Genomic DNA, 13,940 nt, shown 5'->3' on the forward strand with positions numbered 1-13,940 from the left:
CATGAACCTGATTGCCAAACGTTACAGCGTGCTGCCGGGCTTCGGCCTGTCGCTCGGCTACGCGCTGTTCTGGCTCGGCCTGATCGTGCTGCTGCCGTTCGCCGCGCTCGCGCTCAACGCGTCAACGCTCGGCTGGACCGCCTTTATCGAGCAGGTCAGCGCGCCGCGCGTGCTCGCCTCGCTGCAACTGTCGTTCGGCGCCGCGCTGATCGCCGCCTCCGTCAACGCGCTGATGGGCTTTTTGGTCGCGTGGGTGCTGGTGCGCTACAGCTTCCCGGGCAAGCGTTTCGTCGACGCGCTGATCGACCTGCCCTTCGCGCTGCCGACCGCGGTGGCCGGCATCGCGCTGACCACCATCTACGCGCCGAACGGCTGGCTCGGCCGCTACCTGGACCCCCTGGGCATCAAGGTGGCGTTCACGCCGCTGGGCATCGTCGTCGCGCTGATCTTCGTGAGCCTGCCCTTCGTCGTGCGCACGGTGCAGCCGGTGCTCGAGGACCTGGAAAAGGAACTGGAAGAGGCCGCCACCTGCCTGGGCGCCGGGCGCTGGCAGATCTTCCGCCGCGTGATCTTCCCGGCGGTGCTGCCCGCGCTGCTGACCGGCAGCGCGATGGCGTTCGCCCGCGCCACCGGCGAGTTCGGTTCGGTGATCTTCATCGCCGGCAACATCCCGCTGGTCTCGGAGATCGCGCCGCTGATCATCATCTCCAAGCTCGAGCAGTTCGACGTCGCCGGCGCGACGGCGGTGGCGGTGGTGATGCTCGCACTGTCGTTCTTCGTGCTGTTCCTGATCAATCTGCTGCAGTGGTGGACCGCGCGCCGCCACGGCATGAAGTAAGGAGGCTGCGATGCAGACGACCGAATCGCGCCCGGTGCGCCTCGCGCTGACCGCGCTGACGCTGGCCTTCCTCGGCCTCTTCCTGGTGGTGCCGCTGGCGGCGGTGTTCTGGGAGGCGCTGTCCAAGGGCTGGGACCTGTACGCGGCGGCGCTGGTCGAGTACGAGGCGTGGCAGGCGATCAAGCTGACGCTGATCGCGGCCGCCATCGCGGTGCCGCTGAACCTGGTGTTCGGCGTGGCCGCCGCGTGGGCGATCGCCCGCTTCGACTTCCGCGGCAAGAGCCTGCTCACCACGCTGATCGACCTGCCGTTCTCGGTGTCGCCGGTGGTCGCCGGCCTGATGTACGTGCTGCTGTTCGGCGTCAACAGCGCCATCGGCGGCTGGTTGGCCGAACACGACATCCAGATCATCTTCGCGGTGCCCGGCATCGTGCTCGCCACCGTGTTCGTCACCTTCCCCTTCGTCGCCCGCGAGCTGATCCCGCTGATGCAGGCGCAGGGGCAGGAGGAGGAACAGGCGGCGCTGGTGCTCGGCGCGTCCGGCTGGCAGACCTTCTGGCGGGTCACCCTGCCCAACGTGAAGTGGGGCCTGCTCTACGGCGTGATCCTGACCAACGCCCGCGCGATGGGCGAGTTCGGCGCGGTCAGCGTGGTGTCCGGCCATATCCGCGGCGAGACCAACACCATCCCGCTGCACGTCGAGATCCTTTACAACGAGTACAACTTCGTCGGCGCCTTCGCCTGCGCGTCCATCCTCGCGCTGCTCGCGCTGGTGACGCTGGCGGTGAAGACCTACGTCGAATGGCGGATCGAGCGCCAGCACGCCGCGTCGCTGATCCGAACCCAACAGGCCCGCGAGGCGCTGGCTTGAGCCCGCCCGCCCGAGGACACACACGATGAGCATCGAAATCCGCAATATCGAAAAGCGTTTCGGCAACTTCACCGCGCTGGACAAGGTAAGCCTGACCGTCGAATCGGGCGAGCTGCTCGCCCTGCTCGGCCCCTCCGGCTGCGGCAAGACCACCTTGCTGCGCATCATCGCCGGGCTCGAGCAGCCGGACGCCGGCCAGGTGCTGTTCGAGGGCCGCGACGCGACCCACCAGCATGTGGCCGAGCGTCAGGTCGGCTTCGTGTTCCAGCACTACGCGCTGTTCCGCCACATGACGGTGTTCGACAACGTCGCCTTCGGCCTGACGGTGCGCCCGCGCAAGGTGCGCCCGGAAGCCGGCGAGATCCGCGAGCGCGTGATGCAGCTCCTGAAGATGGTCCAGCTCGACTGGCTGGCCGACGCCTACCCGGCGCAGCTCTCCGGCGGCCAGCGCCAGCGCATCGCGCTTGCGCGTTCGCTGGCGGTCGAGCCGCGCGTGCTGCTGCTGGACGAGCCGTTCGGCGCGCTGGACGCCAAGGTGCGCAAGGACCTGCGCCGCTGGCTGCGCAAGCTGCACGACGACATGCACATCACCAGCGTGTTCGTCACCCACGACCAGGAAGAGGCGCTGGAAGTCTCCGACCGCGTGGTGGTGATGGACCACGGCCATATCGAGCAGGTCGGCCGCCCCGACGACATCTACGAGCAGCCGGCGACGCCTTTCGTCACCCGCTTCCTCGGCGACGTCAACCTGTTCCACGGCCGCGTCGAGGACGGCCGCTTCACCCACGGCGACTTCGCGCACGCGCTTAGCACCGAAGCCGCCGCCGGCAACGAACAGGCGGTCGCCTACGTGCGCCCGCACGACCTAGACCTCGCCCGCGCGCGCGACGGCGCGCTGGCCGCCGGCACCGTCGAGCATATCCACGCAGTCGGCCCGCTGGTGCGCGTCGAGGTGGTGCCCGAGCGCGGCGACGCGATCGAGGTGGTGCTCGGCAAGGAGCGCTTCCGCGAACTCGCGCTGGTCCCGGGCGAACAGGTGTACGTGACTGCCCGCAAGCTCGCGGTGTTCAGCGGCGACTACGCGATCTGAGACACCGGCGCCGCCATGTGAAAAGGGGCCCCACGGGGCCCCTTCTTGCGGGTAACGGCACGGGTCAGCCCAGCCGGAACACCGACACTTCCTTGTTCAAGCCCTGCGCGCTCTGCGCGATATTGGTCGCGTTGGCGCTGATCTGCAGCATGGCGGCGGCGGTCTCCTCGCTCATCTGCGCGACCTGTTCCATATTGCGCGCGACTTCGCTGCTGGCGGTGCGCTGCTCGTCGACCGAGCTGGCGATATGCTCGACGTCGCTGTTCGCCTGCTGCAGCACGCGGTCGCTCTCGTGGAACAGCTCGGCGACACGGGTGCTGCACGCGCGGCTTGCTTCCAGCGTATCGACGCCCTGCTGGACGATGCCAGCGAGCGACGCGGACTTTTCACCGAGCTTGGCGTTGAAGCGGTCGATCTCGGCGGCCGAAGTCGACGACTTCTCGGCGAGCTTCCTCACCTCGTCGGCGACCACCGCGAAGCCGCGGCCCTGCTCGCCGGCGCGCGCCGCCTCGATCGCGGCGTTCAGCGCCAGCAGGTTGGTCTGGTCGGCGATGTCGCGCACTTCCTGCGTCATCTTGGTGATCGCCTGCGTGTTCTCGATGAAGTCCTGAGCCGAGCTCGAGAGCTGCTCGATCACCTGCTGCATCGAGCCCATGTCGCGCTCGAGCGAGTCCATCTCGGAGAGGCCCTGACGGCTGAGCGAGAGGTTCTGCCGCGCCTTCTGCCGCAGGTCGTCGGCCGCCTCGGCCACCGTCGCGATGCTGACGGTCAGCTGTTCGACCGCGCTCGCGCTGGCGCTGGCCGCCTCCGACTGGCGGTTGCTGGCGACCTGCACCTGGCTGGCGGCGCCGGCCAGCTCCTCGACCATGCCGACCGCGCCGCTGGTCGCACCCTGCACCGAGCGCAACGTCGCGGCGAGCTTGCCGACGCTGTCCCGCAACGCGGCGAGCATATGTCCAAGCTCGTCGTCACGGTTGATCACGATCTGCCGCGCGAGGTCGCCCTCGGCCAGCGCGTCGGCGGTAGCGACCGCCTCGTCCAGCGGACGCATGATCGACCGCACCAGCAAGGCGCCGACAATGATGCTCAGCAGCACCGCCAGCGCACAACTTCCAGCCAGCACCAACAGCGCGGTGTCGATCTGCTCGACACCCCGCCCGGTGTCTTCGTTGGTCGACTGCACCTCAAATTTCGCCAACTCCTGCAACTGCCTTTGCCATTCGACATTGACGGATGCCAATGCCTCCACGGCCACCTGCAAGGCGGCCGCATCACCTGCACGCAACTCAGCTATGAATTCGCCAACCAGTTTGTCCGATCGGACGTGCAGTTGAGCCAAGCTCGCGGCCAGCTCTCGTTCTTTTGGCTGAGCTTTCGGGTGCTTCAATTGGGCGGCCAACTGCTGCTCAAGCCCGTCATAAATGTCCTGCAAGCGCTTGACCTTGTCCTCGATCTCCCGGAAAGAGGCCCCCGGCTGCGCCGTCAGCAGCGTGCGCAACGTGATGCGCTGCTCAAGCTGGTTGACCTGCATCTGGCTGGCCAGCACCAAATTTGGCTGATTGAGTTCTCGAATATCAAGCAACTGGGTGCGGACAATATTCAGCGCACCGTAGGTACTGAAACCTGCGCCAAGCAGCAACGCGACGACCAGTGCAAAGCTGCCATACAGGCGATGAGAGAGTTTGAGGCTGCGCATCACGTTTGCCGATCTTTTGAGTGTGAATGCGTGCCATCATAAACAAATGCCTATTGGATGCATTTGTTCAAAATCAAATCGATTTACTTTCCTTTTATTCAAATTAGGCATGAAATGCCTGATTAGCGCCGGTGGTGCGCGGCCATCCGCGAGAGCGCGCGGGCGAGCGCCGCGTCGTCGACCTGCTCGGCCGCCGCCTGCAAGGCAGCCACGCCGGCCGCCCCGACCGCGATGGTCTTCGCGCGTGCGGGCGGCTGCACGCGCGGCGCCACCCTCACCCGCACGCGGCTCGCGGTGAAACCGCGCGCGGCGAGCGCGGCGAGCAGGCCGTCGCCCAACATGCGCAGCCGCGCGGCCGCGACGCCGTGGTCGGCAAACACGACCAGTTCCCCGTCGCGGATGCGCACCGCGTGGCACTGGCCGGCGATCGCCGCCGGCAGTTGCTGCTGGAAGGCGTCGTCGAGCGCGCGCGCCTCGCCGGCGATCGCGGCAAGACGGGCGAGCGGCCCCTGGCGGACCAGGGCGTTGAGCGGGCGGTATTCCATGGCAGGCTCGGATGCAGGCAGATGTGCGCATTGTAACGCGGCGTCCGCAAACAAAAACCCGGCGCCAGGCGCCGGGTTTTTGGCAAGCCGTGTGGCCTGCGCTCAGGCTTCTGCCTTCTTCAGGATCGCGTACAGCTCGTCCTTCAGGTGCAGCTTCTGCTTCTTCAGCAGCTCGACCGCTTCGCCGGTCGCAGGCGTGATGCCCTCTTCCATGTTCTTGATCTGCTGGTCGAGCGCGTTGTGCTCGTCGAACAGGCGGGCGAAGTGCGCGTCTTCGGTCTTCAGCTTGGAAATCAGTTCGCGGTATTCGGGAAACATGGGTTCTCTCCTGCGTGGATAAGGCGGGCGGTGCGGCCGCCCTTCGTATGACTAAATCATACCACTGGCACGCCGGCTGCCCGCGCCCGCCAGCGATGACGTTTGACTTACATCAAGCACCGCTGGCCGTGCCGCCGTCCACCTTGCCACCGGCGACCGGCACACTGTCGTCGGTCTTGGCCTGCGGCTGGCTGTCGGCCTGCTTTTCGGCGCGCTCGAGCGCCTCGTGCACGCGGCGCGCGGCCAGCGCAATGAACACCGCGCTCCAGCCGTCGAAGATCAGCTCGAAGCTGACCGCGAGGCCGATCAGCCACAGGCCGGACAGCGGCCAGGTCACCAGGATGTACAGGCCGAACAGGATGGACAGCACGCCGCCGGCGACCACCCAGCCCCAGCCGGGCTCGGGGCGGTGCTGGGTGCCGGCGATCGCGCGCATGAAGCCGACCGCGATCAGGAAGCCGCCTATCATCAGCGTCAGCCACTCGGCCGAAAACAGCGGCTGCAGCACCATCAGGATGCCGGCCGCCGCGTACATCAGCGCGATCAGCACCGCGACGCCGCGGCTCTTCCACCCTGCGCCGTGGAACACCGCGCTATAGAGCTTGAGCGCCGCGCCGGCCAGCAGCAGGGCGCCGACGGCGAGCACCGCGCCGACCGTGTACGCGACGCTGGCGAACACGCCGATCGAACCGCCGATCAGGTAGAGGATGCCGATCGCGAGCAGGCCCGCCCAGTAGCGGGTCAGCTTGCCGAACAACTGTACAGAATATGGTAAACGGGACATTTCGCGCTCCTAAGCCAGAACGATTGAGTATCGACCGTACCGTTATAGGGCGCGCCACGGCGCTTTGCCGCCGGTGCCGGCCACAGCCGCGCACGCGGCGGGAACTTCCACCCGCCCGTCATCTCTATGTCTGCTGCAGACCCTGACCATGACGACCATGCCGCGTACCCGACCCTCCGCCCTGTGGCGCCGCCTGCACGCGGCGCCACCTGCCGACGCCCGCGTCGCTGACGCCGTCGGCCGCCACCCGCGCCACCAGCTCGACCGCGTCGCGCTGCTCTCCTTGCCCATGCTGCTGCCGGCGGCGCTGCCCGGCATGTCGACCACGCTGGGCGTGCTGACCGTGCTGCTGGCGCTCGCCTACCTGCGCGGGCAGGCCATGGTGCTGCCGGCCTGGCTCGCCGAGCGGCGGCTGCCGGCGGTGTTGCCCGCGCTGATCGCGCGGCTGCAGAGGAAGGTGTTCGGGCTGCTCGAGCGCGTCGCCCGCCCGCGCTGGCGGGTGCTGTCCGGCGCGCCGATGCGCGCGGCCAACGCCGGCATGCTCGCGGTCGCCGGTTTGGCGCTGTTGACGCCGGTGCCGCTGGTGAGCTTCGACAACGTGGTGCCGGCCGCCGCCATCGTGCTACTGACGCTGGGGCTGCGCCTGCGCGACGGCGCGCTGCTGCTCGCCGGCTACGCGGCGACCGTCGCCGGCGCGGCGAGCACCGCGCTGTTGTGGTGGGGCTTGTCCGTCGCCGGCAAGGCCGGCGTCGATAGCGCTGCCAACTGGCTGCAGCGCCTGTAGCGGCTTACTTGTTGCTCAGCGTGGCGACCGACAGCCCGGCGGCGACGAAGGCGCTGCCGGCGCCGATATTGAGGCCGGCGACCACCCGCGGCCGCGCCTGCAACAGCCCCGCCAGCCGCGACGCGAACGCGCCCATCAGCGCGAACACCACGGTGGTGAGCAGCGCGAACCATGCGCCGTAGATCAGCATCTGCACGCTGGCGTCGCCGCGCGTCGGGCTGACGAACTGCGGGATGAAGGCCAGCACGAACAGGCCGGGCTTGGGGTTGAGCACGGCCGAGAGCAGGCCGGACAGGAAGATCGCCCGCATCGGCTGGCGCGCGGCGGGCTCGAAGCTGATCAGGGAGCGCGTGCGCAGCGCCTTGATGCCCAGCCACAGCAGGTAGCCGGCGCCGAGCCCCTTGACGATCCAGAACACCAGCATCGACGTCTTCATCAGCAGCGTCAGCCCGCAGGTCGCCAGCAGCACGTGGAAGAGGATGCCGGCGCCGGACGCGGTCGACGACACCAGCGCCGCCCGCCAGCCCTGGCTCAGCCCGCGCCCGATCGCGAGCAGGTTGTCCGGGCCGGGCGAGACGATCAGCAATACACAGGCCGCGGTATACGCGAGCCACACTTCAAACGGAAACATCGGTTTCTCCCTGTCTTGCGCGGGTCTGCGCCCGCGTTTTTATCGTGAAAATCATGGCTTGCACCCGCCAGCAGCCGAAGCTGCGACCGGTTGGCGGAAACAGACCCAGCGGCGCTACAGATCAGGCGGAGCCTGCTTTCTAAAATGGCGTCAGCGTCTCTTCACCATGTTCGTTCACAGTTTTTAATGCAGGCACCCCGAGCCGGCTTGCGGTTTGCTGCAAATGTGCCTGCAACGCGACAGGCATTTTGCGCCCGGCGATCAAGGCCGAAATTTGCATGCCATCAGGCATCTGCGCGCACTCGCCCTGATGCTCGAAGCTCACCAGCCGCCATTCCTTCTCGTACGCCCAGTCGACATGCTTGGTGGCCAGATAGCGGCCGACGGCCTGATGTGGAGAAAACAGCAGTTCGGACAGGCAAAGCTCCGGCACTTCGGATAGGTATTGCACTTGGTACGGCTGGAACGGACTGTTGTCGTCAGCAGCTACTTTATTTTTTATGACTGAGTATTCGATACAAAAACCTTGATGGCTGCTCGCGTAATGCGCCCACATCAAGCGATTTCGCCAGTCCGATGTAAAGCAGGCGACACCGAACTGCTTCATCCGATCTTTGAATGCCTTAATCAGCTGTTCTTCTTCAGCATCAGGCTTCAGTTCAACGAACTCTGGGGCAATCCAGTTTTGCAGTACATCCAATAGCTCATCGCTATAAAACCGTCCGGCGTGGGTTCGGTCACTCTTGGAAAAACTAGGATTGCCGTCCCACAAGGCGTAGAAGACCGACTTCAGCCGGTCTGGGCCGGCATCGCCATACGGGCCCCGTTCTGTCCGATTCTCGATCGGCAGATTCAAATCCCACAAATCATTGAACCTAGCCGGATCTGACAGCCACAGTCTGCCCTGTTCAAGCTCTGAAAGCCGAATACACTCATCTGGCTGAAACCGGTAAACGGGAATGCTGTTTCTCAACAGCTCCTCCCGCTCTTTCATCAGGTCCTTACCCACCTGTTCTGGCGCGCTCATGCGATATAGCCGAGGTTGGGCGCGAGGTCACGCTCGGCCTGCGCGATGCTCACCCCGCGGCGCTGCGCGTAGTCGGCGACCTGGTCGCGCGAGAGCTTGCCGACGCCGAAGTAGCGGCTGTCCGGGTGGCTGAAGTAGAAGCCGGACACCGCCGCCGCCGGCAGCATCGCGTAGCCCTCGGTCAGCTGCATGCCGATGCCCGGCGCGTCCAAGAGTTCGAACAGCCCCGCCTTCACGGTATGGTCCGGGCACGCCGGGTAGCCCGGCGCCGGGCGGATGCCGCGGTAGCGCTCGTCGATCAGCGCCTCGTTGTCGAGGTCTTCGCCCTCGGCGTAGCCCCAGAACTCGGTGCGCACCCGCGCGTGCATGCGCTCGGCGAACGCCTCGGCCAGGCGGTCGGCCAGGGCTTTCAGCAGGATGGACGAGTAGTCGTCGCCGGCCGCCTCGAAGCGCGCGACATGCGCGTCGATGCCGATGCCGGCGGTCACCGCGAACGCGCCCAGGTAGTCGGTCACGCCCGAGCCCTTGGGCGCGACGAAGTCGGCCAGCGCCCAGTCGGGCTGGCCGCCGCCGTCCTTGGCGGTCTTGACGAGCTGCTGGCGCAGGCCGACCCAGCGCAGGCGCGTCTCGCCGCTGTCCGGGTCGTAGAGTTCGATATCGTCGTCGTCCACGCTGGCCGCCGGGAACAGGCCGACCACCGCGCGCGCAGTCAGCCAGCGCCCCTCGACAATCTGCGCAAGCATGGCCTGGGCGTCGGCAAACAGGCTGCGTGCCGACTCGCCGACCAGCGCGTCGTTAAGGATCGCCGGGTAGCGGCCGGCGAGCTCCCAGCTCTGGAAGAACGGCGTCCAGTCGATATACGGCACCAGTTCGGCGAGCGGGTAGTCGTCGAAACGGCGCACGCCGAGCCAGCGCGGTTTGGGCGGCGTGTACGCGGCCCAGTCGGCGCTGTACTTGTGCGCGCGCGCTTCGTCGATCGGCAGCAGCTTTGCCTCGCCGCGCCCCTCGAACTGCGCGCGCGCCGCCGCGTAGTCGGCGGCGACTTCGGCGACGAAGCCGTCACGCAGGGTGTCGGAGAGCAGGTTGGAGCACACGCCGACCGCGCGGCTGGCGTCGGCCACGTAGATCACCGGGCCGGTGTAGTGCGGGGCGATCTTCACCGCGGTGTGCACGCGGCTGGTGGTCGCACCGCCGATCAGCAGCGGCAGCGTGAAGCCCTGGCGCTGCATTTCCTTGGCGATATGGCTCATTTCCTCGAGCGACGGCGTGATCAGCCCGGACAGGCCGATGATGTCGGCGCCGACCTCGCGCGCGGTGTCGAGGATCTTCTGCGCGGGCACCATCACGCCCAGGTCGATCACCTGGTAGTTGTTGCAGCGCAGGACGACGCCGACGATGTTCTTGCCGATGTCGTGCACGTCGCCCTTCACCGTCGCCATCACGATCACGCCCTTGGCCGGCGCGTCGGCGAGGCCCAGGCGGATTTTCTCTTCCTCGATGAAGGGCTCGAGATGGGCGACCGCCGCCTTCATCACCCGCGCCGACTTCACCACCTGCGGCAGGAACATCTTGCCGGCGCCGAACAGGTCGCCGACCACGTTCATGCCGTCCATCAGCGGGCCTTCGATCACGTGGATCGGCCGCTCGCACTCCAGGCGGACTTCCTCGGTATCCTCGACGATATAGGTGGTGATGCCCTTGACCAGCGCGTGTTCGAGGCGCTTACGCACCGGCCACGCGCGCCACGCCAGGTCTTCGGCCTTGCCGGCACTCGCGTCGCCCTTGAAGCGCTCAGCCAGCGCGATCAGGTGTTCGGTCGCGTCGCCGCCGTCGGCGGGCGCGCGCATCAGCACCACGTCCTCGATGCGGGTGCGCAGTTCCGGGTCGACCTCGTCGTACACCTCGAGCGCGCCGGCGTTGACGATGCCCATGGTCATGCCGTGCTTGATCGCGTGGTAGAGGAACACCGCGTGGATCGCCTCGCGCACCTTGTTGTTGCCGCGGAAGCTGAAGCTGACGTTGGAGACGCCGCCGGAGACCTTGGCGTGCGGCAGGTGGTGACGGATCCAGCCGGTCGCCTCGATGAAGTCGAGGCCGTAACGCGCGTGCTCGTCGATGCCGGTGGCGACCGCGAAGATGTTGGGGTCGAAGATGATGTCCTGCGGCGGGAAGCCGACCTCGTCGACCAGGATGCGGTAGCTCTTCTCGCAGATCTCGACCTTGCGCGCGTAGCTGTCGGCCTGTCCCTGCTCGTCGAACGCCATCACGATCACCGCCGCGCCGTAGCGGCGCAGCAGGCGCGCCTGCTCGACGAACTTGTCGCGGCCTTCCTTCAGCGAGATCGAGTTGACCACGCCCTTGCCCTGCACGCACTTGAGGCCGGCCTCGATCACGTCCCACTTCGACGAGTCGATCATCACCGGCACCCGCGCGATGTCCGGCTCGGCGGCGAGCAGGTTGAGGAAGCGCACCATCGCCGCCTTCGCGTCGAGCATGCCCTCGTCCATGTTGACGTCGATCACCTGCGCGCCGTTGGCGACCTGCTGGCGGGCCACCTCCAGCGCGGCGGTGTAGTCGCCGGCGAGGATCAGCTTGGCAAACGCGCGGCTGCCGGTGACGTTGGTGCGCTCGCCGACGTTCACGAACAGGTCGTGGTCACCGATATTGAAGGGCTCGAGGCCGGACAGCCGGCACTTGGGCTCGATGTCCGGCAGCGCGCGCGGCGCCACCCCCGCCACCGCCCGGGCGATCGCCGCGATATGCTCGGGCGTGGTGCCGCAGCAGCCGCCGACGATGTTGATCAGGCCCGACTCGGCCCACTCGCGCACATGCGTGCCCATCTCGGCCGGCGTCAGGTCGTAGCCGCCGAAGGCGTTGGGCAGGCCGGCGTTGGCGTGCACCGACACGTAGCTTGCCGACACCCGCGCAAGCTCGGCCACATAGGGGCGCAGCAAGTCCGGCCCCAGCGCGCAGTTGAGGCCGAACGACAGCGCGTCGGCGTGCTCGAGGCTGTTGTAGAACGCCTCGGTGGTCTGCCCGGTCAGCGTGCGGCCGGACTGGTCGGTGATCGTCCCCGACACCATTACCGGCAGCGGCGCGATCTGAGGGTGTTCGTCGAAATAGCGGCGGATCGCGAACACCGCCGCCTTGGCGTTCAGCGTGTCGAAGATGGTCTCGACCAGCAACAGGTCGGCGCCGCCCTCAACCAGCCCGTCGACCGCCTCGGTATACGCGGCAACCAGCGTGTCGAAGTCGACGTTGCGGTAACCCGGGTCGTTCACGTCCGGGCTGATGCTGGCGGTGCGGTTGGTCGGCCCGAGCACGCCGGCGCAGTAGCGCGGCCTGGCCGGATCCTTCGCGGTCTGGGCGACACACAAGTCCTTCACCAGCCGCGCCGCCACCACGTTCATCTCGTGCACCAGCGCTTCCATGCCGTAGTCGGCCATCGCGACCGAGGTCGCGTTGAAGGTATTGGTCTCGATGATGTCGGCGCCGGCGTCGAGGTAAGCCTGGTGGATGCCGCCGATCACGTCGGGACGGGTCAGCACCAGGAGGTCGTTGTTGCCCTTGAGGTCTTGCGGCCAGTCGGCGAAGCGCTCGCCGCGGTAGTCGGCTTCCTGCAACTGGTGGCGCTGGATCATCGTGCCCATGCCGCCGTCGAGGACAAGGATGCGCGAGGCAAGCGCTGCGGCGATGGGGTGCTGTGGACGGTGGCTAGGCATGGGACAGACGCTGGGTGGTTTTTATCACCGGCTATCTTATCATCATGAATGTTCGTTTCAGCGCCCGCATTAGAACATTTGATTATCAGGACGGAACCGCCGTCCGGAAAGGCTGCCATGGCCCACTGGCTCTACCTGCACGGCTTCAAGTCCGGCCCCGGCTCGCTGAAGGTCACCGAGACGCGCAGCTTCCTCGCGCGCCACGCGCCCGGCACCGAACTGCTCTGCCCGGCGCTCTCGCCGCACCCGGCAGAGGCGCTCGCGCAGGCCGAACGCGTGCTCGCCGGGCTTGCCGAGCCGCCGCTGTTGATCGGCAGCAGCCTGGGCGGCTTCTACGCGACGGCGCTGGCCGAGCGGCACGGCCTGCCGGCAGTGCTGATCAACCCCTCGGTGCGCCCGTTCGAGCGCTTCGACGCCTTTTACGGCGAGCACGAAAACCCGTACAGCGGCGAGCGCTTCACGCTGGGTGAGGCCGACCGCGCGGCGCTCGAAGCGATGTACGTGGCGCGCCCCAACCCCGCGCATTACTGGCTGGTGCTCGGCAGCGCCGACGAGGTGCTCGACTGGCGGCTCGCCGCGCGCCACTTCGCCGGCGCCCGGCAGACGGTGCTCAACCACGACGACCACCGCCTCGCGCGCTGGCCGCAACTGCTACCTGGGGTCGCCCGCTTCGCCGCCGGGCATCAGGCATGAAAAAAGCGCGGCTCGCCGCGCTTCTTGTTGTGGCAAACAAGCCTTACGGCTTGACCACCTCGGACTCGACCACCATGTCGAGCACCCAGCGCCTGGACGGCGCGTCGGCCGGCGGGTTGGCCACGTCGAACTCCTTGATGCGCAGGCGGTAGTTCAGCCCCGCCTCCGGGGTGAAGCCCTCGATCTGGCCGTAGTGGTGCTGCCACGGCGCGTTCTTGTCCTCGCGCACCTGCAGGCACTGCATCGGCGCGACGCCGACGCAAGGCGCGGTCTTGCCCTGCACATAGATGAAGCGGGTCTTGCCGCCGTCGAGCGCAGGCATCGCGTTCAGGGCCAGCGTGCGGCCGTCGCCCTTGAGCAGCAGGCGGCCGTCCTTCTGTTCGACTTGCGGGCGGCTGGCGAGCAGCTTCTTCAGCGCGTCTTCCGCCGCCATCTCTTCCGGCGCGCACATCATCATGGTGCCGGCCAGGTTGCCGACGACCAGGCGGCCGCCTTCGACGCTCGCCGGCCCGAACAGGCGGTTGCAGCCGGCGCTCGCGCTCAGCTTGCCGTCTTTCAGTTGCAGCTGGACCTTGCTGTCGTCCGCCTGCCAGCGGCCGGACAGCGGTGCCTGGCTGGGGGTGGACGCGCAGGCGGTCGCCAGCAGCGAGGCGGTGAGCATCGCGGAGTAACGGGAAAGGCTCATGCGGGAAGTCTCCATTCTTGTTGCGGCGATTCTGGCCGCCGGGTGCGCGTCGTCGATCAGACGATGCTGATGGACGCATTGTAAGCGCGAACCGCCGGCCGGCCAAAAGCCGTCTGTTAAGGAATATGGCCGCGGCAAACGAAAAAAGCCGCAGCACGGACGCTGCGGCTTGTGTAGACGGGCGGCGGGCTTAGTGCTCGGCGCCCTTGACCAGGTCTTCGACCACCTTCTTCGCGTCGCCGAACACCATCATGGT

14 protein-coding genes are annotated in these 13,940 nt (G+C 67.2%); 6 read left to right on the forward strand and 8 right to left on the reverse strand.

Annotation, left to right across the window (positions count from 1 at the left end; translation table 11 throughout):
* Nucleotide 1 precedes the first annotated feature (1 nt).
* From cysT to E5K04_RS15530, 3 genes are read left to right on the forward strand one after another with little or no spacing between them, the layout of a single operon-like run.
* Nucleotides 2-838 (forward strand): sulfate ABC transporter permease subunit CysT, encoded by an 837-nt coding sequence (gene cysT / locus E5K04_RS15520; protein WP_205700394.1) that lies wholly within the window; start codon nucleotides 2-4, stop codon nucleotides 836-838.
* 10 nt (nucleotides 839-848) lie between these two features.
* Nucleotides 849-1,709: a sulfate ABC transporter permease subunit CysW gene (gene cysW, locus E5K04_RS15525; protein WP_136555761.1), complete on the forward strand. Its 861-nt coding sequence runs from the start codon at nucleotides 849-851 to the stop codon at nucleotides 1,707-1,709.
* Between the two features lie 25 nt (nucleotides 1,710-1,734).
* Entirely contained in the window at nucleotides 1,735-2,799 is a 1,065-nt protein-coding gene (locus E5K04_RS15530) for a sulfate/molybdate ABC transporter ATP-binding protein (protein ID WP_136555762.1), read from the forward strand.
* 64 nt (nucleotides 2,800-2,863) lie between these two features.
* On the opposite strand, the gene E5K04_RS15535 is transcribed toward E5K04_RS15530, so the two are convergent.
* Nucleotides 2,864-3,997: a methyl-accepting chemotaxis protein gene (locus tag E5K04_RS15535; RefSeq protein ID WP_168929255.1), complete on the reverse strand. Its 1,134-nt coding sequence runs from the start codon at nucleotides 3,995-3,997 to the stop codon at nucleotides 2,864-2,866.
* A 15-nt stretch (nucleotides 3,998-4,012) separates the two neighbouring features.
* Between E5K04_RS15535 and E5K04_RS16700 the strand changes: the two genes are divergently transcribed.
* Nucleotides 4,013-4,537, forward strand: coding sequence for a hypothetical protein (locus E5K04_RS16700; RefSeq protein WP_168929256.1), 525 nt, complete (start codon nucleotides 4,013-4,015; stop codon nucleotides 4,535-4,537).
* An 80-nt stretch (nucleotides 4,538-4,617) separates the two neighbouring features.
* Here E5K04_RS16700 and E5K04_RS15540 read toward each other — a convergent pair whose 3' ends face one another.
* The 3 genes from E5K04_RS15540 to E5K04_RS15550 form a co-directional block, all read right to left on the reverse strand.
* Nucleotides 4,618-5,040, reverse strand: coding sequence for a DUF721 domain-containing protein (locus E5K04_RS15540; RefSeq protein ID WP_136555764.1), 423 nt, complete (start codon nucleotides 5,038-5,040; stop codon nucleotides 4,618-4,620).
* 102 nt (nucleotides 5,041-5,142) lie between these two features.
* On the reverse strand, nucleotides 5,143-5,358 hold the full coding sequence (locus E5K04_RS15545; RefSeq protein ID WP_136555765.1) for a YdcH family protein: 216 nt from the start codon (nucleotides 5,356-5,358) through the stop codon (nucleotides 5,143-5,145).
* 112 nt (nucleotides 5,359-5,470) lie between these two features.
* Nucleotides 5,471-6,142 (reverse strand): HdeD family acid-resistance protein, encoded by a 672-nt coding sequence (locus tag E5K04_RS15550; protein ID WP_136555766.1) that lies wholly within the window; start codon nucleotides 6,140-6,142, stop codon nucleotides 5,471-5,473.
* A gap of 148 nt (nucleotides 6,143-6,290) precedes the next feature.
* Here E5K04_RS15550 and E5K04_RS15555 point away from each other — a divergent pair, with 148 nt between their 5' ends.
* Complete coding sequence (locus tag E5K04_RS15555; RefSeq protein WP_136555767.1) at nucleotides 6,291-6,926, forward strand: exopolysaccharide biosynthesis protein; 636 nt, start codon at nucleotides 6,291-6,293, stop codon at nucleotides 6,924-6,926.
* 4 nt (nucleotides 6,927-6,930) lie between these two features.
* Here the strand turns inward: E5K04_RS15555 and E5K04_RS15560 are convergent, their stop codons facing one another.
* The 3 genes from E5K04_RS15560 to metH all read right to left on the reverse strand — a co-directional run bounded on the left by E5K04_RS15560 (nucleotide 6,931) and on the right by metH (nucleotide 12,306).
* On the reverse strand, nucleotides 6,931-7,557 hold the full coding sequence (locus E5K04_RS15560) for a LysE family translocator (RefSeq protein ID WP_136555768.1): 627 nt from the start codon (nucleotides 7,555-7,557) through the stop codon (nucleotides 6,931-6,933).
* 139 nt (nucleotides 7,558-7,696) lie between these two features.
* Nucleotides 7,697-8,584: a DUF2971 domain-containing protein gene (locus E5K04_RS15565; protein ID WP_136555769.1), complete on the reverse strand. Its 888-nt coding sequence runs from the start codon at nucleotides 8,582-8,584 to the stop codon at nucleotides 7,697-7,699.
* Nucleotides 8,581-12,306 carry a methionine synthase gene (gene metH, locus E5K04_RS15570; RefSeq protein WP_136555770.1) on the reverse strand — a complete coding sequence of 1,242 codons (3,726 nt, stop codon included), beginning with the start codon at nucleotides 12,304-12,306 and terminating at the stop codon, nucleotides 8,581-8,583. Before metH ends, E5K04_RS15565 begins: the two co-directional genes overlap by 4 nt.
* A 117-nt stretch (nucleotides 12,307-12,423) precedes the next feature.
* On the opposite strand from metH, the gene E5K04_RS15575 reads away from it, so the two are divergent.
* Complete coding sequence (locus E5K04_RS15575; RefSeq protein ID WP_136555771.1) at nucleotides 12,424-12,999, forward strand: YqiA/YcfP family alpha/beta fold hydrolase; 576 nt, start codon at nucleotides 12,424-12,426, stop codon at nucleotides 12,997-12,999.
* 43 nt (nucleotides 13,000-13,042) lie between these two features.
* Here the strand turns inward: E5K04_RS15575 and E5K04_RS15580 are convergent, their stop codons facing one another.
* Complete coding sequence (locus E5K04_RS15580; protein WP_168929257.1) at nucleotides 13,043-13,684, reverse strand: META and DUF4377 domain-containing protein; 642 nt, start codon at nucleotides 13,682-13,684, stop codon at nucleotides 13,043-13,045.
* Nucleotides 13,685-13,940 lie beyond the last annotated feature (256 nt).

This window comes from Crenobacter intestini (genome assembly GCF_004919095.1).
In the GTDB taxonomy this organism is placed as follows: Bacteria; Pseudomonadota; Gammaproteobacteria; order Burkholderiales; family Chromobacteriaceae; genus Craterilacuibacter; species Craterilacuibacter intestini.

Bases quoted from the DNA above. Each gene is read 5' to 3' on its own strand.
- cysT (WP_205700394.1), top strand. From the start codon at position 2: ATGAACCTGATTGCCAAACGTTACAGCGTGCTGCCGGGCTTCGGCCTG.
- cysW (WP_136555761.1), top strand. From the start codon at position 849: ATGCAGACGACCGAATCGCGCCCGGTGCGCCTCGCGCTGACCGCGCTG.
- E5K04_RS15530 (WP_136555762.1), top strand. From the start codon at position 1,735: ATGAGCATCGAAATCCGCAATATCGAAAAGCGTTTCGGCAACTTCACC.
- E5K04_RS15540 (WP_136555764.1), bottom strand. From the start codon at position 5,040: ATGGAATACCGCCCGCTCAACGCCCTGGTCCGCCAGGGGCCGCTCGCC.
- E5K04_RS15545 (WP_136555765.1), bottom strand. From the start codon at position 5,358: ATGTTTCCCGAATACCGCGAACTGATTTCCAAGCTGAAGACCGAAGAC.
- E5K04_RS15550 (WP_136555766.1), bottom strand. From the start codon at position 6,142: ATGTCCCGTTTACCATATTCTGTACAGTTGTTCGGCAAGCTGACCCGC.
- E5K04_RS15555 (WP_136555767.1), top strand. From the start codon at position 6,291: ATGACGACCATGCCGCGTACCCGACCCTCCGCCCTGTGGCGCCGCCTG.
- E5K04_RS15560 (WP_136555768.1), bottom strand. From the start codon at position 7,557: ATGTTTCCGTTTGAAGTGTGGCTCGCGTATACCGCGGCCTGTGTATTG.
- E5K04_RS15565 (WP_136555769.1), bottom strand. From the start codon at position 8,584: ATGAGCGCGCCAGAACAGGTGGGTAAGGACCTGATGAAAGAGCGGGAG.
- metH (WP_136555770.1), bottom strand. From the start codon at position 12,306: ATGCCTAGCCACCGTCCACAGCACCCCATCGCCGCAGCGCTTGCCTCG.
- E5K04_RS15575 (WP_136555771.1), top strand. From the start codon at position 12,424: ATGGCCCACTGGCTCTACCTGCACGGCTTCAAGTCCGGCCCCGGCTCG.
- E5K04_RS15580 (WP_168929257.1), bottom strand. From the start codon at position 13,684: ATGAGCCTTTCCCGTTACTCCGCGATGCTCACCGCCTCGCTGCTGGCG.